This is a genomic window from Bacillus sp. FSL K6-3431, assembly GCF_038002605.1.
In the GTDB taxonomy this organism is placed as follows: Bacteria; Bacillota; Bacilli; order Bacillales; family Bacillaceae_C; genus Lederbergia.
The window spans coordinates 3301337-3324907 of the sequence record NZ_JBBOCT010000001.1; the positions used below are offsets into that span (position 1 = coordinate 3301337).

General features: G+C 40.8%; 13 protein-coding genes, 3 tRNA genes, 4 rRNA genes and 1 other annotated feature. Of the genes, 18 read left to right on the top strand and 2 right to left on the bottom strand.

Annotated elements, in window-relative coordinates:
- Window positions 1–69: 69 nt before the first annotated feature.
- The 12 genes from yaaA to rrf (MHB53_RS16005) all read left to right on the top strand — a co-directional run bounded on the left by yaaA (window position 70) and on the right by rrf (MHB53_RS16005) (window position 14073).
- Window positions 70–303 (top strand): S4 domain-containing protein YaaA, encoded by a 234-nt coding sequence (yaaA, locus tag MHB53_RS15950; protein ID WP_340920160.1) that lies wholly within the window; start codon window positions 70–72, stop codon window positions 301–303.
- A 14-nt stretch (window positions 304–317) separates the two neighbouring features.
- Window positions 318–1436: a DNA replication/repair protein RecF gene (recF, locus tag MHB53_RS15955; RefSeq protein ID WP_340920162.1), complete on the top strand. Its 1119-nt coding sequence runs from the start codon at window positions 318–320 to the stop codon at window positions 1434–1436.
- A 4-nt stretch (window positions 1437–1440) separates the two neighbouring features.
- Window positions 1441–1695: an extracellular matrix regulator RemB gene (remB, locus tag MHB53_RS15960; protein WP_340920165.1), complete on the top strand. Its 255-nt coding sequence runs from the start codon at window positions 1441–1443 to the stop codon at window positions 1693–1695.
- 127 nt (window positions 1696–1822) lie between these two features.
- Window positions 1823–3745: a DNA topoisomerase (ATP-hydrolyzing) subunit B gene (gyrB, locus tag MHB53_RS15965; RefSeq protein ID WP_340924765.1), complete on the top strand. Its 1923-nt coding sequence runs from the start codon at window positions 1823–1825 to the stop codon at window positions 3743–3745.
- Window positions 3746–3829: 84 nt separating this feature from the next.
- Window positions 3830–6352: a DNA gyrase subunit A gene (gyrA, locus tag MHB53_RS15970; RefSeq protein WP_340920167.1), complete on the top strand. Its 2523-nt coding sequence runs from the start codon at window positions 3830–3832 to the stop codon at window positions 6350–6352.
- A 335-nt stretch (window positions 6353–6687) separates the two neighbouring features.
- Window positions 6688–7767, top strand: coding sequence for an HD-GYP domain-containing protein (locus MHB53_RS15975; protein WP_340920169.1), 1080 nt, complete (start codon window positions 6688–6690; stop codon window positions 7765–7767).
- Between the two features lie 575 nt (window positions 7768–8342).
- Window positions 8343–9894 (top strand): 16S ribosomal RNA (locus MHB53_RS15980).
- Between the two features lie 94 nt (window positions 9895–9988).
- A tRNA-Ile gene (locus tag MHB53_RS15985) sits at window positions 9989–10065 on the top strand.
- Between the two features lie 43 nt (window positions 10066–10108).
- Window positions 10109–10184: transfer RNA gene (locus tag MHB53_RS15990), tRNA-Ala, on the top strand.
- Between the two features lie 152 nt (window positions 10185–10336).
- Window positions 10337–13269, top strand: a 23S ribosomal RNA gene (locus tag MHB53_RS15995).
- 139 nt (window positions 13270–13408) lie between these two features.
- Window positions 13409–13524: ribosomal RNA gene (gene rrf, locus MHB53_RS16000) — 5S ribosomal RNA — on the top strand.
- A gap of 433 nt (window positions 13525–13957) precedes the next feature.
- Window positions 13958–14073 (top strand): 5S ribosomal RNA (gene rrf, locus MHB53_RS16005).
- Together the 16S, 23S and 5S rRNA genes with 2 tRNA genes alongside form the textbook arrangement of a ribosomal RNA operon.
- Before the next feature lie 73 nt (window positions 14074–14146).
- Here the strand turns inward: rrf (MHB53_RS16005) and MHB53_RS16010 are convergent.
- Window positions 14147–15109: a YaaC family protein gene (locus tag MHB53_RS16010; RefSeq protein ID WP_340920170.1), complete on the bottom strand. Its 963-nt coding sequence runs from the start codon at window positions 15107–15109 to the stop codon at window positions 14147–14149.
- Window positions 15110–15221: 112 nt separating this feature from the next.
- On the opposite strand from MHB53_RS16010, the gene guaB reads away from it, so the two are divergent.
- The 6 genes from guaB (at window position 15222) to MHB53_RS16040 (ending at window position 22160) form a co-directional block, all read left to right on the top strand.
- On the top strand, window positions 15222–16688 hold the full coding sequence (gene guaB / locus MHB53_RS16015) for an IMP dehydrogenase (protein WP_340920172.1): 1467 nt from the start codon (window positions 15222–15224) through the stop codon (window positions 16686–16688).
- 188 nt (window positions 16689–16876) lie between these two features.
- The gene (locus tag MHB53_RS16020) at window positions 16877–18199 is read left to right on the top strand and encodes a D-alanyl-D-alanine carboxypeptidase family protein (RefSeq protein WP_445661529.1); all 1323 of its coding nucleotides are present in this window, start codon (window positions 16877–16879) and stop codon (window positions 18197–18199) included.
- 307 nt (window positions 18200–18506) lie between these two features.
- A complete protein-coding gene (gene pdxS / locus MHB53_RS16025; protein WP_340920175.1) occupies window positions 18507–19388 on the top strand; it encodes a pyridoxal 5'-phosphate synthase lyase subunit PdxS in 882 nt (293 codons plus the stop codon).
- A 13-nt stretch (window positions 19389–19401) separates the two neighbouring features.
- Entirely contained in the window at window positions 19402–19971 is a 570-nt protein-coding gene (gene pdxT / locus MHB53_RS16030; RefSeq protein ID WP_340924768.1) for a pyridoxal 5'-phosphate synthase glutaminase subunit PdxT, read from the top strand.
- A gap of 348 nt (window positions 19972–20319) precedes the next feature.
- Window positions 20320–20533, top strand: a binding site (T-box leader).
- Window positions 20534–20591: 58 nt separating this feature from the next.
- Complete coding sequence (serS, locus tag MHB53_RS16035; protein ID WP_340920177.1) at window positions 20592–21866, top strand: serine--tRNA ligase; 1275 nt, start codon at window positions 20592–20594, stop codon at window positions 21864–21866.
- A 201-nt stretch (window positions 21867–22067) separates the two neighbouring features.
- Window positions 22068–22160 (top strand) — tRNA-Ser (locus MHB53_RS16040).
- 65 nt (window positions 22161–22225) lie between these two features.
- Here MHB53_RS16040 and MHB53_RS16045 read toward each other — a convergent pair.
- On the bottom strand, window positions 22226–23509 hold the full coding sequence (locus MHB53_RS16045) for a glycoside hydrolase family 18 protein (RefSeq protein WP_340920179.1): 1284 nt from the start codon (window positions 23507–23509) through the stop codon (window positions 22226–22228).
- Between the last annotated feature and the right edge of the window lie 62 nt (window positions 23510–23571).

Sequence of the window (23571 nt, forward strand, 5' to 3'; positions counted from 1 at the left end):
CATTTTTTACCGATTATTAGATCTTTGTAAAAAACGTTAAAGTTTAGTAAAATAAAGGAATGACTACTCATGGGAAAGAGTGAAAATGTGGAAAATAACATTAAAATTGATACGGAAGTAATTACATTAGGACAGTTTTTGAAACTTGCTGACATCATTCAATCAGGAGGAATGGCAAAGTGGTTTCTTAGTGAACATGATGTTTTTATAAATAGTGAACAAGATCAAAGAAGAGGTCGGAAACTTAAAGTAGGAGATCAAATTGAAATACCGGGAATTGGAACTTACGTTGTTACCCGTTAAAGGATGTCGACTTCATGTACATTGAAGATTTGGAGTTACAAAATTACAGAAATTATGAAAAACTCTCCATATCATTTGAAAATAATGTAAATGTTATCTTAGGAGAAAATGCGCAAGGAAAGACAAATGTCATGGAATCCATTTATGTTTTAGGTATGGCTAAATCACATCGAACATCGAACGATAAAGATTTAATCCGCTGGGATTCAGAGTATGCTAAAATAAAGGGTAGGGTTCAAAAGTCTAGAGGGGCTGTCCCGCTAGAATTAACAATCTCAAAAAAAGGAAAAAAGGCAAGATTTAATCATATTGAGCAACAAAAATTAAGTCAGTATGTTGGGAATATGAATGTTGTCATGTTTGCGCCAGAAGATCTCCACCTTGTGAAAGGTAGCCCTCAAATAAGGCGCCGTTTTATTGATATGGAAATTGGCCAAGTTTCCCCAGTCTATTTATATGATATGAGTCAATTTCAAAAAATTCTTCAGCAGCGTAATCATTATTTGAAACAGCTGCAAATAAAAAAGCAAACTGATTACACGTTTCTCCATGTTTTGACTGAACAATATATTGATGTAGCAGTAAAGGTCATAAAAAAGCGATTCGAGTTTATTCAAATGCTTGAGAATTGGGCTAAACCTATTCATTCTGGTATTTCTCGTGGACTAGAAAACCTTGAAATTCACTATAAACCTTCGTTTGAGGTATCAGGAAGTACAGACTGGTCAAAGATGGTAGAAGTGATGGAAAATAAAATCTCTGCTCTTCAAAACAGAGAAGTTGATCGTGGTGTAACTTTAGTTGGGCCACATCGTGACGAGATCCTTTTTAATGTAAACGGGCGGGATGTTCAGACATTTGGATCGCAAGGACAGCAACGTACAACGGCATTATCTGTAAAACTTGCTGAAATTGAACTAATTCATTCAGAAATAGGAGAATATCCAATCTTACTTCTAGATGATGTATTGTCTGAATTGGACGATTACCGCCAATCACATTTATTAAATACGATAAAAGGAAAAGTACAGACCTTTGTTACGACAACAACCATTGATGGTATTGATCATCAAACATTGAAGGAAGCAACAACCTTTTCCGTGAAAAACGGAGTGATGGATAGGGTGAGGTGAGCAGATGTATGTGCATATAGGCGATAATACAATGGTACGCTCTCGTGAGATTATAGTGATGCTTGAAAAAGATACTATCCATGCATCAGAAGAATTTCAAAAGCTATTTACTGAAAAAAAGGATCAAGTGATCAAGTTAACAAATGGTTCGTATAAATCGGTTATTTTTACAAGTAAGCAGATTTACCTTTCACCAATCGCTGTAGCTACATTGAAAAAGAGATTATTGAAATCAACAAGCTACCAGTTAATCATATAGTTTATCTAAAAGTTGTGACTTACCTTTTATGATATTGTGGATACTAGCTCCTGCTTACAGGGGCTCTAAGTAATAAGTCAATTGCTTTTGTTCTACAAATAGGAAAGTGCAGGTGAACTTTTTGACAATGGATCAAAAAGAATTGCAAGAACAATCATACGATGAAAATCAAATACAAGTTCTAGAGGGATTAGAAGCAGTCCGTAAACGTCCGGGTATGTATATTGGATCCACAAGTGCGAAAGGTTTACATCATCTAGTATGGGAAATCGTTGATAATAGTATTGATGAAGCATTAGCAGGCCATTGTGATGAAATTCTCCTCACAATAGAAGAAGATAATAGTATTACAGTTACTGATAATGGACGTGGAATCCCAGTTGGAATACAAGAAAAAATGGGAAGACCTGCAGTAGAGGTTATTTTGACTGTTTTACATGCAGGTGGAAAATTTGGCGGCGGTGGATATAAAGTCTCAGGTGGACTGCATGGCGTAGGTGCATCTGTGGTAAATGCACTATCTGAAAAATTAGAAGTATATGTGCACTTAAACGGGGAAATCCATTATCAAAAGTATGAGCGTGGTGTTCCTACTGCTGATTTAAAAGTAATCGGAGAAACAGACCATACCGGTACAACGATTCGCTTCAAGCCAGATTCAGAAATATTTACAGAAACAACGGAGTTTGACTATGATACACTAACAGCCCGAACTCGTGAATTGGCATTTCTAAACAAGGGTCTTACGTTAATCATCGAAGATAAGCGCGAGGAACCAAAAAGAAATGAATTTTTCTATGAAGGCGGAATTAAATCATACGTCGAACACTTAAATCGTACAAAAGAAGTTGTTCACGAAGAGCCAATTTATATCGAAGGTGAACGTGATGGAATTTCCGTTGAAGTGGCTATTCAATATAACGAAGGATTTGCAAGCAATTTATATTCATTCGCAAATAATATCAACACATATGAAGGTGGTACGCATGAGTCTGGGTTTAAGACTGCGTTAACGCGTGTTATCAATGATTATGCGCGTAAAAGTAATATTTTTAAAGATAGTGATAGTAATTTGTCTGGTGAAGATGTCCGTGAAGGCATGACTGCCATCATTTCTATTAAGCACCCTGACCCACAATTTGAAGGTCAAACGAAGACGAAACTAGGAAATTCAGAAGCGCGAACAATTACAGATTCTTTATTCTCTGAGCATTTAGATAAGGTCCTTATGGAAAACCCTGTACTTGCTCGTCAAATTGTGGATAAAGGGTTAATGGCAGCTAGAGCCCGCCTTGCTGCAAAAAAAGCGCGCGAATTAACACGTCGAAAAAGTGCCCTAGAAATTTCCAACTTACCAGGAAAACTAGCAGACTGTTCTTCCCGTGATCCCGAGATCAGTGAAGTATACGTCGTTGAAGGTGACTCTGCTGGCGGTTCAGCAAAGCAAGGAAGAGATCGACATTTTCAAGCGATTTTACCATTAAGAGGAAAGATTATTAATGTTGAAAAGGCACGCCTTGATAAAATCCTTTCCAATAATGAAATCCGAATGATCATTACCGCATTAGGAACAGGAATTGGTGAGGAATTTGATATTGCTAAAGCGCGCTATCATAAAATGGTGATTATGACAGATGCTGACGTAGATGGAGCTCATATTCGTACTTTGCTTTTGACGTTCTTTTACCGATACATGCGACCTTTGATAGAGGCGGGCTTTGTTTATGTTGCACAGCCACCTTTATATAAAATTAGCCAAGGTAAAAAGGAAAGCTATGTTTATTCAGATAAAGAGCTAGAAGACTTTTTAGCAGAAATTCCTCAAACACCTAAACCAGGACTCCAACGTTACAAAGGACTTGGTGAAATGAATCCTGAACAATTATGGGAAACAACGATGAATCCTGAAACCCGAACATTACTTCAAGTAAGTCTTGAAGATGCAATTGAGGCAGATGAAACATTTGATATGCTAATGGGCGAGAAGGTAGAACCTCGGAGAAATTTCATTGAGGAAAATGCTCTTTATGTTAAAAATTTAGATATCTAGAAACATGGCAAATGCAAATAGATCTGAGGCGTGTTAATAGTGCCTCATTCCTTTTTTGCCAATGAAAGGGAGGTTCCCAAAGGTATGGCGGATTTACCGAGATCGAATGTGAAAGAAATTAATTTGAGTCAAGAAATGCGTTCATCTTTTCTTGATTATGCAATGAGTGTTATTGTAGCACGTGCTTTACCTGATGTAAGGGATGGCTTGAAGCCTGTTCACCGTCGTATTTTATATGCGATGAATGATTTGGGTATGACAAGTGACAAAGCATTTAAAAAATCAGCACGGATTGTCGGTGAAGTAATCGGTAAGTATCATCCACATGGTGACTCTGCAGTTTATGAAACGATGGTGCGGATGGCACAAGACTTTAGCTATCGAAATATGCTTATAGAGGGACATGGAAACTTTGGGTCCGTTGATGGCGACGGTGCGGCTGCTATGCGTTATACAGAAGCAAGAATGTCAAAAATATCAATGGAACTTGTACGAGATTTAAATAAAGATACAATAGATTATAAAGATAACTATGATGGTTCAGAAAGAGAGCCAGTAGTTTTGCCAGCACGTTTTCCAAACTTACTAGTCAATGGTTCCTCCGGAATTGCTGTGGGGATGGCTACGAATATTCCTCCGCATCAACTAGGAGAAGTGATCAATGCGTTGATTGCCCTTAGTGAGGATCCGGAAATAACAATCCCAGAATTAATGGAATTTGTTCATGGCCCCGATTTTCCGACATACGGATTAATCGTTGGTAGAAGTGGTATTAGAAGTGCATATGAAACGGGCCGCGGTTCGATTATGATGCGTGCAAAAGTGGAAATTGAAACAAAAGCAAATGGTAGGGAAACAATTCTAGTGCATGAACTACCATTTCAAGTAAATAAAGCAAGATTAATTGAACGGATTGCTGAGCTCGTTCGGGATAAGAAGATTGAAGGATTAACTGATCTGCGTGATGAATCTGACCGAACAGGTATGAGAATTGTAATGGAAGTACGTAGAGATGCTAACGCTAATGTTATTTTAAATAATTTATATAAACTGACTGCCCTACAGACGAGTTTTGGAATAAATATGCTCGCATTGGTAGATGGACAACCTAAAGTATTAAATTTAAAACAATGCCTATACCATTATTTAGAGCATCAAAAGGTTGTCATTAGACGCAGAACAGAATTCGAGTTACGTAAAGCTGAAGCACGGGCCCATATCCTAGAGGGGCTAAGAATAGCGCTAGATCATATTGATGCAATCATTAGCTTAATCAGGGGCTCTGCTACAACGGATATTGCCCGCACAGGATTAATGGAACAATTCCAATTAAGTGAGAAACAAGCACAAGCAATTCTAGATATGAGACTTCAACGATTAACAGGCTTGGAACGGGAAAAAATAGAAGATGAATATCAAGAATTACTTAAAGTTATCTCTGAATTAAAAGGGATACTAGCAGATGATGAGAAAGTTCTGCAGATTATTAGAGAAGAATTAATCGAAATTAAAGAACGTTTCGACGATGGACGCCGGACTGAAATTATAGCAGGTGGTCTAGGACATATAGAAGATGAAGATCTTATTCCAAGAGAAAATATTGTCGTATCGCTAACTCATAATGGGTATATTAAACGCCTACCTATTTCTACTTACCGTAGCCAAAGACGGGGCGGACGAGGGATACAAGGGATGGGAACAAACGAAGATGATTTTGTTGAACATTTGATTACACCATCAACCCATGACACTATCTTGTTTTTTACAAATAAAGGTAAAGTGTATCGTGCAAAAGGGTATGAGATTCCCGAGTATAATAGAACGGCAAAAGGTTTACCGATTATTAATATGCTTGGAGTCGAAAAGGACGAATGGGTTAACACAATTATACCTGTGGAAGAATTTGTAGAAGATTGGTATTTATTCTTTGCGACGAAGCAAGGTGTGGTGAAACGAACTCCACTTACTGCCTTTGCTAATATTAGGAATAACGGTTTGATCGCCCTTGGACTTCGTGAAAATGATGAATTAATATCTGTTCAATTAACAGATAATAATAAAGACATGATTATGGGAACAAAAAATGGTCTGCTCATTCGCTTTAATGAAACAGACGTAAGGTCGATGGGACGAACAGCAACGGGTGTAAAAGGAATAACGTTATCGAATGATGATGAAGTGGTCGGAATGGAAATACTAGAAGAAAATCAAGATGTGCTAGTAGTGACAATGAATGGCTTTGGAAAAAGAACCCCCGCAAAAGAGTATAGAATCCAAACCCGTGGTGGAAAAGGATTAATTACTAGTAACATTACTGAAAGAACAGGTACGGTCGTTGCTGTAGAAACTGTCAACGGTGACGAAGACCTAATGATAATCACAGCTGGAGGAATTTTGATTCGGATGGATGTAAAGGATATCTCCATTTTAGGTCGGAATACACAAGGTGTTACGTTGATCAGGCTCGCTGATGAAGAATTCGTAGCTACTGTTGCGAAGGTTGAAAAAGAAGATGAAGTAGTTGAAGAAGTTGGGCAAGACGGGGAAAAGATAGAAAATAATGAGGATCACACAACCACCCCATTGGAAGAACCAATTGATGAATAAATGAATTCAAGCACTCTAGTCGATTGAAGCTAGAGCTAGGTATGAAAATTCAACTTGAAATTTTATCTCCCAAAAGACTTATATTTTCTTTCATATAGAAAAGGACGCCAATTGGTGTCCTTTTTTTATACGGAATTTTTTTATTTGAGCATATCTGTATAAAGTGATATATCCTACTGGGGCTAGGTGAACTAGGTTTATCAGCAGTTGCCAAAAGATCTTGGGAACTTTACTGATGTTACTTATATATCCCTTGAAGGCCAAGGGTCTACGCTTTTTCTGTGATACAATAGGAGTAAAGAATAGTTTTTGGGGTGATATATGTGAGGCTGAATGTGGAAGAAATACGTATAGACTTTATCTTGGAAAAAGATGTAATTGGCAAAACAAAGAATCCTATTATCGCAGCAAATACTGTGCTGACAGAGAAACACCTACATGTATTAAAAGCATTTTTAATAAAAGAAGTAGATATTCGAAATAAAGTCGCAAACGGTGATCTCAAAAAAACAGAAAGAAAAGTAAAAGCCGAAGTTGATAACACAAATACCGATATCGAATCGTCTAGCCTATTCTTTTCAGAAAAATATATGCATGCAATAGAGCAATATAAAAGAGAGTTTCAATCTTGGCAGTCAGGACTTGGGATAAATATGACCAGTTTAAGAAAATTACTTATTCCACTTATTGAGGAATCTGAACAAGATAAGGACTGGATTAAAAATATTCATCTTTATTCAAATAAAAAGAACTACTTATTCCACCATGCGATCGCCGTTGCTATGATTTCTAACTTTTTAGCACGGGGAATAGGATATGATAAAGGTCAATCTCTTCAAGTAGCGATTGCAGGATGTCTCGCGGATTCTGGTATGGCAAAAATAACTCCAAGTATTTTAACTAAAACAAAGCTTTTTACTGAAAGTGATTGGAATGAAATGAAGAAACACCCTATTTATAGTTATCAAATGGTAAAAACATTATCATTGCTGAAACCAGAAGCAAAATTAGCTATTTATCAACATCATGAGCGATTAGACGGTTCAGGTTATCCTACTGGTGAAAAAGGTGTCCGTGTACATCAATTATCACAAATACTGGCAATTGCTGATGTTTATCATGCAATGACAACAGAAAAACCGTATAAAGAAAAGCAACCACCATTTAAAACATTACAAATCATGGAAGAAGACTTATTTGGCCAATTTGATATAGCAATTTTAAAAGTTTTAGTTGCAGGAATTGCTTCACTTTCTGTAGGGAGCGCAGTAAAGCTTTCTAATGGAGAAACAGGAGAAATTGTTTATGTAAAATCGGAAGCGCTGACCCGACCTTTAATTAAGATAAAGGATAATGGCAATATGGTTGATTTAGAAAGAAATAGACATCTATATATAGAACAAATAATTAGTTAAGTGGTATAAGGTAACTAGCAGCCGTTATTTAATATTATATATGTATCGTGTTTAAAAATAGGTATTTTAAAATACTGCATCAAGCTCCAAACTCGGTCGAAACAAGATTTGTAGCTCTTTTATAGAAGAAAGAGTAGACGTTCATTAATACAAAATAAAAAAATGAACTTTATGTTATGAATAAGCTTTCAGTCTTTCTGCAAGGGTGGATACCTTGGCCTTCATAGCGTGGTGATACCTTTAAGTTTGGATTCGCCATCCCTGTGAAGGGCATACTTTGTGTAGAAATATAGCATTTAGTTAGAGGTTAAATAAATTGAATAAACTTTTTATTGAATAGCTATTGCAAATTCTAGTAGAACTTGTTATATTAATAGACGTCGCTGAAACAGAAGTTGCAGTGATTGAAAAAGCGGAAAAAGAAAAAGAAATAAACTATTGACTTTTCTAAGTAGAAGAGTTATGATAGTAAAGTTGCTGTTAGAAAGTAACGAACAAGTTTGATCTTTGAAAACTGAACGAAACAAAACGTCAAAAAGTAATACATGTAAGACCAGCAAATGAGCTACAAACACTTTAACGAGAGTTTGATCCTGGCTCAGGACGAACGCTGGCGGCGTGCCTAATACATGCAAGTCGAGCGAATGGAAGGGAGCTTGCTCCCGGAAGTTAGCGGCGGACGGGTGAGTAACACGTGGGCAACCTGCCTGTAAGACTGGGATAACTTCGGGAAACCGGAGCTAATACCGGATAATTTCTTTCTTCTCATGGAGGAAGGTTGAAAGATGGCTCCGGCTATCACTTACAGATGGGCCCGCGGCGCATTAGCTAGTTGGTGAGATAACGGCTCACCAAGGCAACGATGCGTAGCCGACCTGAGAGGGTGATCGGCCACACTGGGACTGAGACACGGCCCAGACTCCTACGGGAGGCAGCAGTAGGGAATCTTCCGCAATGGACGAAAGTCTGACGGAGCAACGCCGCGTGAGTGATGAAGGTTTTCGGATCGTAAAACTCTGTTGTCAGGGAAGAACAAGTATCGGAGTAACTGCCGGTACCTTGACGGTACCTGACCAGAAAGCCACGGCTAACTACGTGCCAGCAGCCGCGGTAATACGTAGGTGGCAAGCGTTGTCCGGAATTATTGGGCGTAAAGCGCGCGCAGGCGGTCCTTTAAGTCTGATGTGAAAGCCCACGGCTCAACCGTGGAAGGTCATTGGAAACTGGGGGACTTGAGTGCAGAAGAGAAGAGCGGAATTCCACGTGTAGCGGTGAAATGCGTAGAGATGTGGAGGAACACCAGTGGCGAAGGCGGCTCTTTGGTCTGTAACTGACGCTGAGGCGCGAAAGCGTGGGGAGCAAACAGGATTAGATACCCTGGTAGTCCACGCCGTAAACGATGAGTGCTAAGTGTTAGAGGGTTTCCGCCCTTTAGTGCTGCAGTTAACGCATTAAGCACTCCGCCTGGGGAGTACGGCCGCAAGGCTGAAACTCAAAGGAATTGACGGGGGCCCGCACAAGCGGTGGAGCATGTGGTTTAATTCGAAGCAACGCGAAGAACCTTACCAGGTCTTGACATCCTCTGACCACCCTAGAGATAGGGATTTCCCCTTCGGGGGACAGAGTGACAGGTGGTGCATGGTTGTCGTCAGCTCGTGTCGTGAGATGTTGGGTTAAGTCCCGCAACGAGCGCAACCCTTAATCTTAGTTGCCAGCATTCAGTTGGGCACTCTAAGGTGACTGCCGGTGACAAACCGGAGGAAGGTGGGGATGACGTCAAATCATCATGCCCCTTATGACCTGGGCTACACACGTGCTACAATGGATGGTACAAAGGGTTGCAAGACCGCGAGGTTTAGCTAATCCCATAAAACCATTCTCAGTTCGGATTGCAGGCTGCAACTCGCCTGCATGAAGCCGGAATCGCTAGTAATCGTGGATCAGCATGCCACGGTGAATACGTTCCCGGGCCTTGTACACACCGCCCGTCACACCACGAGAGTTTGTAACACCCGAAGTCGGTGGGGTAACCCTTACGGGAGCCAGCCGCCGAAGGTGGGACAGATGATTGGGGTGAAGTCGTAACAAGGTAGCCGTATCGGAAGGTGCGGCTGGATCACCTCCTTTCTAAGGAAACTGTTGGCCGCGGTGCCAACATAAACAGACGTTTTTGTTTCGTTCAGTTTTGAGAGGTCGAACTCTCTTACCATTCACACAATGTGGGCCTGTAGCTCAGCTGGTTAGAGCACACGCCTGATAAGCGTGAGGTCGGTGGTTCGAGTCCACTCAGGCCCACCATCCCACATTTGTTTATTTGAAATGGGGATATTTCTAATTTAATGGGGCCTTAGCTCAGCTGGGAGAGCGCCTGCCTTGCACGCAGGAGGTCAGCGGTTCGATCCCGCTAGGCTCCACCAAATACTTTCGTTCTTTGAAAACCAGATAAAATGAGAAGCAATAAACCGAGAAACATCACCTTATGGATTTATCCGTAAGTATGTATGACCTTTTTTTATGATCAGGCAATGAGAAGCTGACGCAGCAATGCATCGCTTATCATGGACCAAATGATTAAGTTAGAAAGGGCGCATGGTGGATGCCTTGGCACTAGGAGCCGATGAAGGACGGGACTAACACCGATATGCTTCGGGGAGCTGTAAGCAAGCGTTATATCCGAAGATTTCCGAATGGGGAAACCCACTGCTCGTAATGGAGTAGTATCTATTTCTGAATACATAGGAAATAGAAGGCAGACCCGGGGAACTGAAACATCTAAGTACCCGGAGGAAGAGAAAGAAACATCGATTCCCTGAGTAGCGGCGAGCGAAACGGGAAAAGCCCAAACCAAGAGGCTTGCCTCTTGGGGTTGTAGGACACTCTATACGGAGTTACAAAGGAACGGGGTAGACGAAGAGGCCTGGAAAGGCCCGCCAGAGAAGGTAACAGCCCTGTAATCGAAACTTCGTTCCCTCCAGAGTGGATCCTGAGTACGGCGGGACACGAGAAATCCCGTCGGAATCTGGGAGGACCATCTCCCAAGGCTAAATACTCCCTAGTGACCGATAGTGAACCAGTACCGTGAGGGAAAGGTGAAAAGCACCCCGGAAGGGGAGTGAAATAGATCCTGAAACCATGTGCCTACAAGTAGTCAGAGCGCGTTAATGCGTGATGGCGTGCCTTTTGTAGAATGAACCGGCGAGTTACGATTTCATGCAAGGTTAAGTTGAAGAGACGGAGCCGCAGCGAAAGCGAGTCTGAATAGGGCGAATAAGTATGAGGTCGTAGACCCGAAACCAGGTGATCTACCCATGTCCAGGGTGAAGGTAAGGTAACACTTACTGGAGGCCCGAACCCACGTACGTTGAAAAGTGCGGGGATGAGGTGTGGGTAGCGGTGAAATTCCAATCGAACCTGGAGATAGCTGGTTCTCTCCGAAATAGCTTTAGGGCTAGCCTCATGGTTAGAGTCTTGGAGGTAGAGCACTGTTTGGACTAGGGGCCCTCAACGGGTTACCGAATTCAGACAAACTCCGAATGCCAAAGACTTATCCATGGGAGTCAGACTGCGAGTGATAAGATCCGTAGTCGAGAGGGAAACAACCCAGACCGCCAGCTAAGGTCCCAAAGTATACGTTAAGTGGAAAAGGATGTGGAGTTGCTTAGACAACCAGGATGTTGGCTCAGAAGCAGCCATCATTTAAAGAGTGCGTAATAGCTCACTGGTCGAGTGACTCTGCGCCGAAAATGTACCGGGGCTAAACGTATCACCGAAGCTGCGGATTGACACCTCTGGTGTCAATGGTAGGAGAGCGTTCTAAGGGCTGTGAAGCTAGACCGGAAGGACTAGTGGAGCGCTTAGAAGTGAGAATGCCGGTATGAGTAGCGAAAGAAGGGTGAGAATCCCTTCCACCGAATGCCCAAGGTTTCCTGAGGAAGGCTCGTCCGCTCAGGGTTAGTCGGGGCCTAAGCCGAGGCCGAAAGGCGTAGGCGATGGATAACAGGTTGATATTCCTGTACCACCTTATTTCCGTTTGAGTAATGGGGGGACGCAGGAGGATAAGGTAAGCGCGCTGCTGGATATGCGCGTCCAAGCAGGTAGGCTGGAGTGGAGGTAAATCCTTCACTCTAAGGCTGAGCTGTGATGGCGAGGGAAATTTAGTACCGAAGTTCCTGATTCCACACTGCCAAGAAAAGCCTCTAGCGAGGAAATAGGTGCCCGTACCGCAAACCGACACAGGTAGGCGAGGAGAGAATCCTAAGGTGATCGAGAGAACTCTCGTTAAGGAACTCGGCAAAATCACCCCGTAACTTCGGGAGAAGGGGTGCTCATTTGGGTGAATAGCCCAGATGAGCCGCAGTGAATAGGCCCAGGCGACTGTTTAGCAAAAACACAGGTCTCTGCGAAGCCGCAAGGCGAAGTATAGGGGCTGACGCCTGCCCGGTGCTGGAAGGTTAAGAGGAGCGCTTAGACTTCGGTCGAAGGTGCGAATTGAAGCCCCAGTAAACGGCGGCCGTAACTATAACGGTCCTAAGGTAGCGAAATTCCTTGTCGGGTAAGTTCCGACCCGCACGAAAGGCGCAACGATCTGGGCACTGTCTCAACGAGAGACTCGGTGAAATTATAGTACCTGTGAAGATGCAGGTTACCCGCGACAGGACGGAAAGACCCCGTGGAGCTTTACTGCAGCCTGATATTGAATGTTGGTGCAGCTTGTACAGGATAGGTAGGAGCCGTAGAAACCGGAGCGCTAGCTTCGGTGGAGGCACTGGTGGGATACTACCCTTGCTGTACTGACATTCTAACCCGCAGCCGTGATCCGGCTGGGAGACAGTGTCTGGCAGGCAGTTTGACTGGGGCGGTCGCCTCCTAAAGAGTAACGGAGGCGCCCAAAGGTTCCCTCAGAATGGTTGGAAATCATTCGCAGAGTGTAAAGGCACAAGGGAGCTTGACTGCGAGACCTACAAGTCGAGCAGGGACGAAAGTCGGGCTTAGTGATCCGGTGGTTCCGCATGGAAGGGCCATCGCTCAACGGATAAAAGCTACCCCGGGGATAACAGGCTTATCTCCCCCAAGAGTTCACATCGACGGGGAGGTTTGGCACCTCGATGTCGGCTCATCGCATCCTGGGGCTGTAGTCGGTCCCAAGGGTTGGGCTGTTCGCCCATTAAAGCGGTACGCGAGCTGGGTTCAGAACGTCGTGAGACAGTTCGGTCCCTATCCGTCGTGGGCGCAGGAAATTTGAGAGGAGCTGTCCTTAGTACGAGAGGACCGGGATGGACGCACCGCTGGTGTACCAGTTGTTCCGCCAGGAGCATCGCTGGGTAGCTATGTGCGGCAGGGATAAGTGCTGAAAGCATCTAAGCATGAAGCCCCCCTCAAGATGAGATTTCCCATAGCGCAAGCTAGTAAGATCCCTGAAAGATGATCAGGTTGATAGGTCCGGTGTGGAAGTGTGGTGACACATGGAGCTGACGGATACTAATCGATCGAGGACTTAATCAAATATGAATTAAATCGATGTTTCACAAGTTTACCTTCTCATTTATCTGGTTTTGAAAGAATGAAAAGTTCTTTTCAATGATCTTCTGTTAAGATCGCCACGTCATGTGGCAACACAGAAGTCAGCACATCCGTGTGCAAGTCTGGTGGCGATAGCGAAGAGGTCACACCCGTTCCCATCTCGAACACGGTAGTTAAGCTCTTCAGCGCCGATGGTAGTTGGGGGTTTCCCCCTGCAAGAGCAGGACGTTGCCAGGCATCAAGGCACGACACATTTTATATGTGTCGTGCCTTTTTTTATTTTTTCTTCACTAGAAAAAAAGTTTCTAATGGTGACATATATTGAATTAGAGTTAGTTAGGTTTTACTTACATGTTTAATTTTTATTCTACGATATATTTCAAATATCTTTCTACCTTTAATAACTAATTTAATTAATCTGCAAGATGTGGAATTCCATTAATATGCAATTGGTAGTGTTGGCTGAGAAGTAACCATGGTATGCTAATTAACATTTCCTCAGAAACTGCTGAGATCTCTATGCAGTTAATAGTCGGAGATCTTATATATTTCATATAAATCCAATTAATTGATATAAAATAAAGAGAGATTATAATATTCTTCTTGAAAGTTTTATATAATACCTGTATAATATTATAAGTAAGGTCAAACGCATTTAAGTATGTGTGAGTCCGGTGATGATTGCGAAGAGGTCACACCCGTTCCCATCTCGAACACGGTAGTTAAGCTCTTCAGCGCCGATGGTAGTTGGGGGTTTCCCCCTGCAAGAGCAGGACATTGCCGGGCATATTAAAATAACACGATAAGGTGAATCGCCTAGTCGTGTTATTTTTTTATATTCTTCAGGCAAGAAAAACTTTTAAAGGACCTTTATAAGTTTTGATTTAAGATATTGGAGAATAAGGTATGGTCCCTTTTTTTCCGTGATCGATAAAAAGGTTTTAATAAAAGGGAAGTCAGCGTTTGGTGTAGTTTTGATTAAATCAAACCACCATTCCGTTTCATAGCGTGAAATCATGCTTAGATTATAGAGAAGTAGGTAATGGATAATAAGATCATGGAGCTGGCTATATGGATGAAGTGTACTAGGTAAACAAGCCTTTTGTTTAAATAGATGATATCTAAAAGGTGGTTGTACAGACGCCTCTTGATAAAAACTAAGTATGTTATTGCTTTCATCACACCAGGTTAGTGGACCATGATGCTTTGTATTCAAGTAATGTCTCAATCTTTTTTCACTCATATAGTATGACTCATGAATCTTGTTAGGAATATGCCAAAGTCCAGATTTGTTTTGATCTAGAAAAGTAATGTTATTACTATTTTTAATGAAAAGGAAAGCATCATCTAGTTCGGCGATAAGAGAAAATAAATCGCGCATAATAAATTTTTCACCTTCTAAATGTTTCACGTGAAACATTTGTTCTGAAAAATAAGTGCATAAGCCAAACTTTTGTACTTTAACTTCATCATTATAAAATTGATATTGACGTTTTTTTCTTTTTCTTGTTGAAACACCGTGAGCAAGGACAGAGGTTGTACTCGGATATAAAGGATCAACTGTAAGTAAAGATGCTTTTATTAAATGGACCAGCCCGTAAAATAGTAGTACTGGCTTGATAGAAAAGGGAGCATTAATAGCCTGATCGTAAAAGACTTTTCCTTGTTCTAAATAGTAAATAAAAGGATAAGAATTCTCGTACCCTTTTTGCTCTGGATCTTTTACAGCAATTTTATGATAACAATTTTTTAAATATTGTTGTGAAGTTTCTGCGGAATGAAAAAATAAAAGTTGTTTCCATGTAGTATCCTCATTATACAAATGTTTTCACTCCTTAAGTTATTTGAAAAATGGAACATAGCTATATATCCTTGACAGTATTGTAACCAATTGATAACCTACTAATAATATTTTCGGCAGGAGGAAGAAAAAAATGTGGGATTCCAAATTTGTAAAAGAGGGCTTAACCTTTGATGATGTGCTATTAATTCCAGCCCAATCAAACGTTTTACCAAATGAAGTTAATTTAAGTGTGGAGTTAACTAAGACACTCAAGCTGAATATACCAATTATCAGTGCAGGGATGGATACAGTCACCGAGTCGAAAATGGCTATCTCTATGGCTAGGCAAGGTGGATTAGGTATTATTCACAAGAACATGAGTATAGAGCAACAAGCAGAAAAAGTTGATAAGGTTAAGCGTTCTGAAAGTGGAGTAATTACCGATCCATTTTTCTTAACTCCGGAACATAAAGTATATGATGCTGAACATTTGATGGGTAAATACCGTATTTCTGGTGTTCCAATTGTTAATAACGTGGAGGATAAAATCCTTGTAGGTATTATTACTAATCGAGATATGCGTTTTATTCAAGACTTTTCTCTTTTAATTACAGATGTAATGACGAAAGAAAACTTGGTGACTGCTTCAGTAGGGACAACTCTTGCCGAGGCTGAGAAAATATTACAACAGCATCGAATTGAAAAGTTGCCACTAATTGATGATAATGGCGTTTTAAAAGGACTAATAACAATCAAGGATATCGAAAAGGTCATCGAGTTTCCTCGTTCAGCTAAAGATAAACAAGGGCGCTTACTCGTAGGAGCTGCTGTAGGAGTAACTGGTGATACGATGAAACGTGTACAAATGCTTGTTAACTCTCAAGTTGATGTGATCGTTATTGATACCGCCCATGGACACTCTGCGGGGGTGCTAAAGGTCGTTCAAGAGATTCGAAGTAAATATCCGACATTGAATATTATTGCAGGTAACGTAGCCACTGCAGAAGCCACACGGGCGTTAATTGAGGCTGGCGCTGATGTAGTGAAGGTTGGTATTGGGCCTGGTTCAATTTGTACGACACGGGTAGTTGCTGGTGTAGGTGTTCCACAAATCACTGCAATTTATGACTGTGCTACAGAAGCAAGAAAATTAGGCAAGGCGATTATTGCGGATGGCGGGGTTAAATATTCAGGTGATATTGTTAAAGCTCTTGCAGCAGGCGGACATGCCGTTATGCTTGGTAGTCTATTAGCAGGAACATCTGAAAGTCCAGGAGAAACGGAAATATTCCAAGGACGTCGTTTTAAAGTATACCGTGGGATGGGTTCTGAAGCAGCAATGGAAAAAGGTTCTAAAGATCGTTATTTCCAAGAAGATGCGAAGAAATTTGTACCTGAAGGAATTGAAGGACGTTTACCATATAAAGGCCCTCTTGCAGATACACTTTATCAACTAATCGGTGGATTACGTGCTGGAATGGGATATTGCGGGGCAGCTGATTTAGCAGATTTCCGTGAGCATGCACAATTTATTAAAATGACTGGAGCTGGATTACGCGAAAGTCATCCACATCAAGTACAGATTACAAAAGAAGCTCCGAATTATTCACTTTCATAAATGAAAAAATGGCAGGTGTATAATATAAACAAAACCTGCCTTTTTTTTATGGAAGTTTTCAATTTAGAGATAGGATCGAAAGTAAATGCGACGATTGTCATGTACTAAAGAGGGCGGAATTATGCTAAAATGACAAAGGTGTACATATATAGTTGGAGGGTTTTCATGTGAAAAAAAGATGGAGTAAGATGTATATAGCATTAGGTTTAGCCGTTATTGTAATGTTAAGTGTTATCCAACTCCCTGAGCGTGCTTTTGCAGAAACATCATTAGATGTCAATGCCGATGCTGCTATTGTAGTAGAAGTAAGCACAGGAAAAATTTTATATGCAAAAAATATAGATACAGCGCTGGGTATTGCGTCTATGACGAAAATGATGACGGAATATCTTATGTTCGAAGCCATTAAAGAAAAGAAAATTTCATGGGATCAAGAGCAAATAATAAGTGAGTATGTCCATCAAGTCTCTAAAGATACAGCACTTTCAAATGTTGGCCTTGAAGTAGGAAAACCTTATACAATTAGAGAATTGTACGAAGCATTAGCAATCTATTCAGCAAATGGGGCTACAATTGCTATTGCAGAAGCTATTGCTGGTTCAGAATCAAAATTTGTTAAAATGATGAATGAAAAAGCAGAAGAGCTTGGACTAGATAATTATAATTTTGTAAACTCAACAGGTTTAAATAATCAAAGTTTACTAGGAAAGCATCCTGATGGAACAGGTCCTGAAGATGAGAGTGTCATGTCAGCGCGATCAACAGCTAAACTTGCTGCTCAATTGATGAAGGATTTTCCAGAAGTACTGGAAACATCTAGTGTACCAACAATGAAATTTCGTGATTTAATAGGCGAAATGACAAACTGGAACAAAATGCTTCCAGGTCTTGATTTTGAATATCCAGGTGTAGATGGATTAAAGACCGGAACCACTGATTTTGCTGGACGTAGCTTTACAGGAACGGCTAAACGTGATGATATGAGAATTATCACCGTTGTAATGAATGCGAAAGATTCAGATGGTAATAGCAGTGATAAAGGACGATTTGGTGAAACAAGAAAATTGATGGATTATGCTTTTGCGAATTTTTCAATGAAAGAAATTTTTCCGAAAAATTATGAATTAAAAGGGAAAAAGTCATTGCCTGTAACAAAGGGTAAGGAGAAATCTGTCAAAATCCATACAGAACAACCATTACAATTGGTTATTAAAAATGGGGAAGAAAAATCGTTTAACCCTGTTTTTACAGTTGATAAAAAGAAAATGAATAAAGAAGGAGTGTTAACTGCTCCTCTCAAGAAAGGCGAACAAGTAGGAACCCTTGGAGCTGTCCAAAAAGGAAATGAAGATGATGGGTTCTTAGAAAAAGGCTACACACAAACAGTAAAAGTTGTTACAACTGAAAAAGTTGAAAAAGCAAATTGGTTTGTATTGATGATGCGTGGTGTAGGCGGTTTTTTCTCTGATATCTGGGGAAGTGCCACAGATATGGTGAAAGGCTGGTTCTAAACGGTCTGTTCTGTTGTAATTAGTGCTAGAGTCCGGGCAGCGTTAATTGTAACTTTCTATTATTCCTAAAAGATACATTGTTTCGATGAAAGTTTACAAGTACAATTTTAGACACCAATGTCTAGGCCTTCGAGATTACAGTCATTTTCATGGTTCTTGTTAGGGTTGGACAAGCTACTTGTGATTTCTGGTCCCTCCTGTATTGACAGGGGGGTATTTTTATAGTTTACTAAATGGTATCGTATTATTCCGATAGTTTTAATTAGAAAGAAAAAAAGAATCATTTACATTAAAGGGGCGACTAGAAATGAAAACTGGAACAGATCTTGTAAAACGCGGTATGGCTGAAATGCAAAAAGGCGGCGTAATAATGGATGTCATTAACGCGGAGCAAGCGAAATTAGCAGAAGAAGCTGGAGCTGTAGCAGTAATGGCTCTTGAAAGAGTGCCTTCCGATATTCGCGCTGCAGGTGGCGTAGCAAGAATGGCCGATCCAACTATCGTAGAGGAAGTAATGGCAGCAGTTTCTATTCCAGTAATGGCGAAAGCTCGAATTGGTCACATTGTAGAAGCGCGTATATTAGAGGCTATGGGCGTTGATTATATAGATGAAAGTGAAGTGCTAACTCCGGCAGATGAGGAGTTCCATTTAAATAAAAAAGAATATACTGTACCATTCGTTTGTGGATGTCGCGATCTAGGTGAAGCGGCTCGTAGAATAGGTGAAGGCGCTTCTATGCTTAGAACAAAAGGCGAACCAGGAACAGGAAATATTGTTGAGGCAGTTCGACATATTAGAAAAGTAAATGCTCAAGTACGTAAAGTTTCATATATGGATGAGGATGAATTAATGACGGAAGCTAAACTGCTGGGTGCTCCGTATGAATTATTATTGGAAATCAAGCGGACTGGACGTCTACCAGTTGTTAACTTTGCTGCCGGTGGTGTAGCAACGCCAGCGGATGCTGCTTTAATGATGCAGCTAGGAGCAGATGGTGTGTTTGTTGGCTCTGGTATTTTCAAATCTGAAAACCCTGCGAAGTTCGCTCGTGCGATCGTAGAAGCAACAACTCATTATCAAGATTATGCAAAAATTGCAGAACTTTCTAAAGGACTTGGAACACCAATGAAAGGTATTGAAATCTCTACACTTGCAGCAGAACAACGGATGCAGGAGCGCGGGTGGTAAAGTGAACGAAGCGATTACGGTTGGCATACTTGGGCTTCAAGGAGCAGTACGTGAGCATGTACGAGCAGTAGAACAATGTGGAGTACAGGCAGTTGTCGTGAAAAATGTAGATCAGCTTGTTCATGTGGATGGATTGATTTTACCTGGTGGGGAAAGCACAACGATGCGAAGATTACTTGACAAATATCAGTTCATGGAACCACTTCGTGAATTTGCTGAAATTGGTAAACCAATATTTGGGACATGCGCAGGATTAATATTACTTGCTAATAAAATAAGCGGATCTGATGAAGTTCATTTAGGACTGATGGATGTTGTTGTTGAACGAAATTCATTTGGTCGTCAGCGCGATAGCTTTGAGGCTGATATAGCGATTGCTGGAGTAACAAACTCCATGAATGCCGTGTTTATAAGAGCTCCTCATATTACAGAAGCTGGCGAAAATGTGGAAATATTAGCGAAGTATGATGGTAGAATTGTTGCAGTAAGAGAAGGACAATTTCTTGGCTGTTCATTCCACCCAGAACTAACAGTTGATAATAGTTTGACAAACTACTTTATTGAAATGATAAGAAAAGCGTAAGGCGCCCGCATATCGGCGACAAGCACAAGACGAATTGCGAGGAGGCAGCATCCCAGCCACCACAGCAATTTGACTTGTGACCTCGAGCCGATGGCGCTTGAAGCTAGACAAAGAAAAGCGTAAGGCGCCTGCATATCGGCGACAAGCACAAGACGAATTGCGAGGAGGCAGCATCCCAGCCACCACAGCAATTTGACTTGTGACCTCGAGCCGATGGCGCCTGAAGCTAGACAAAGAAAAGCGTAAGGCACTCTTTATTAGCTGACACTTTTATATAATTATAATTAGAACGATAAAAAATTTGCATTTATCTAACAGATATAGTATAGTATGAGCAAATTTATATGCGTAAAAATGTCGATAGGAAATAGTAACGGATATGTAGTCTTAAGAGAGCCGATGGTTGGTGTGAATCGGTGACGCTCCCTGTGAATCCATCCTTGAGTAAAATGCCTAAAGCCCTTGGTTATTAAGCATTTTCGGTTCAAAGCCGTTATCTAATTAAGAGGAAAGCATTGCGCTTTCAATTTGGGTGGCAACGCGGGTAACTCTCGTCCCTTCTAGGGATGGGAGTTTTTGTTTTGTCTAAAATAATATAATATAAGCAAGGAGGAAATGTCATGCTAGATATGAAATTATTGCGTGGAAATTTTGAAGAAATAAAGGCAAAGTTACAGCACCGAGGTGAAGATTTAACTGACTTGGATAAATTCGGGGAATTGGATCAACGGAGACGTGAATCTATTCTAAATGTAGAACAGTTAAAAAATAAGCGAAATGAAGTTTCCCAACAAATTGCTCAAATGAAAAAAGAAAAACAAAATGCAGACGAATTAATTACGGAGATGCGGGTAGTCGGTGATAAAATTAAAGAATTAGATACCAGGATCCGTGAGGTGGAAGAAGAGTTAGGACAATTGCTATTATCTATTCCAAATATACCTCATGAAAGTGTGCCTGTAGGTGAATCTGAAGACGATAATGTAGAGATTCGAAATTGGGGAGAAGTTCGCCAATTTGCATTTGAACCGAAGCCACATTGGGATATTGCAAGTAAACTTGGAATTGTTGATTTTGAAAGAGCAGCTAAAGTAACAGGAAGTCGGTTTGTATTTTATAAAGGCTTAGGGGCGCGTTTAGAACGAGCGTTGATCAGTTTCATGCTTGATCTTCATGTGGAGGAACATGGCTATGAAGAAATGATTCCTCCATATATGGTAAATAGAACGAGCATGACTGGCACTGGACAGTTACCAAAATTTGAAGAGGATGCCTTCTTAATTGAAGAAGAGGACTATTTCCTTATTCCGACAGCTGAAGTACCCGTAACAAATTATCATCGTGATGAAATTCTACAGGGGGATATACTTCCAATTACTTATTCAGCTTATAGCGCTTGTTTCCGTTCAGAGGCAGGATCTGCCGGGCGTGACACACGTGGCTTGATTCGTCAGCATCAATTTAACAAGGTAGAGTTAGTAAGGTTTGTTAAACCGGAAGACTCATATGCTGAATTAGAAATATTGACTGGCCATGCTGAAAAGGTGTTACAGCTACTTAATTTACCATACCGGGTCTTGAGCATGTGCACTGGGGATCTTGGATTCACAGCAGCTAAAAAATATGATTTAGAAGTATGGATTCCAAGCTATGGCACCTATAGAGAAATTTCTTCATGTTCAAATTTTGAGGCTTATCAAGCAAGGCGTGCGAATATTCGCTTCCGTCCGGAACCTAATGCAAAACCGCAACATGTCCATACATTAAATGGTTCAGGTTTGGCAATTGGCAGAACAGTGGCTGCTATTTTGGAGAATTACCAACAGGAAGATGGTACGGTGGAAATTCCAGAGGTACTCCGTCCGTATATGAGAAATAAAGAAGTAATTAATTAATAAAATGAGTCTCATGGAGTTATTATTTTCCATGAGTCTTTTTCTATCAGTGGTGTATTAAAGGAGTGGGATTAATTAATACTGTGGCGAAGATTCTTAGGTGTGTAGAAGTAAGCTGATAACGAAGTTCGACATCCATTTTTTTGGACTTTTGAATTTGACAATCGGAAAATATCCTGTTATTATTATTTTTGTTACCAAGGAGGAATACCCAAGTCTGGCTGAAGGGATCGGTCTTGAAAACCGACAGGGGAGTCAAATCTCGCGGGGGTTCGAATCCCTCTTCCTCCTCCATTAACTTAACGCATAAATATTCGAGATACTAAACCCACTGCAGAAATGTAGTGGGTTTTATTAATTTATTTTTTTACAATTTCAAAGTTATCTGTAATTAATAGCCAGTTTTGTGGGAAAGAGAGACCGAGTTTCCAATAGCTAACACCACGTAGTTTTAATTCCTTTACTAGGTCAAACTTTGCCTGAATAGATCTTGCATCTTCAAACCAAACTTCATGGTTTTTTCCATCCTCGGCAGTGTAATGAAAAAATGGCGCTTGGGATGTTTCATCATATTGGATAGCTACTTGATTATTAGCAGCGATTTGGATAGCTTGCTGTGGGCTAACAGCTTTTGCTGTTGTTCCTTGCTCGAAAGGAAGTGTCCAGTCATAACCATATAAATTTTGTCCCATTAAAATTTTATTTGCAGGTATTACTGTTAGTGCATATTCAAGTACCTGCCGCACAGGTCCAATTGGTGAGACAGCCATCGCTGGACCACCGCTATAACCCCATTCATATGTCATAATTACGGTATAATCTACGATATCTCCATGTGCTTGATAATCATGACCTTCATACCATTCTCCTTGCTGTGTTCCACTTGTTTTTGGTGCTAATGCTGTTGATATCATCAGACCTTCAGCATGTAACCGATCGCGAGCAATCCTTAAAAATTGGTTGTAGGCTTCTCGATCAGTTGGAAGAATACGTTCCAAATCGAAATGGATATCGCCAAAGCCAACTCGTTTCGCCTCATTAATAATATTTGTTAAAAATGTATTTCTCACTTGCTCATTTGTTAGGAGAACATGGACAAGCTCTGTACTGAATTGTCCATTTTCTTGATTGGCAATAACCATAACAAGTAGATTATTGTTGTCTCGGGCAATGGCAGGAAAATTATTTAATGGAGGCGGAGTTAAGGAACCATCTCGCTTGGCTAAGTATCCGAATGGAGACAAATACGTTAGATACGGAGCGGCTTTACGTGTGCTAGATTCAAGCGCTTCCGAAACCGATCCACCAAGGGGTTCAACATATGCATTAAATTCACGATTCGTCTTTTGTTTTGGTGGAATATAGAGACGCATACCGATTGTGAGCGGATGGTTGATTGTAATTCCATTTATGCGGGCAAGCTCCTGATAAGGAATACCTAATTTCCTACCGATGGACCAGAAGCTGTCCCCAGGTTCGACCCAGTAAAAGCTCCCCACGATAGGAATAACGAGTGCTTGCCCAACAACAAGTTGATCAGGGTTTGGTAATTCATTTGCTTCGGCAATTACATTTGCTGTTACACTATAGCGAGCAGCAATCGCACCCAATGTCTGAGTAGATTCGACAATATGAATTTGCATATAATTCCTCCTTAACCAAAAGAATGGCTGACACTATTGTATGAAGAATGGTAAGAAACTAG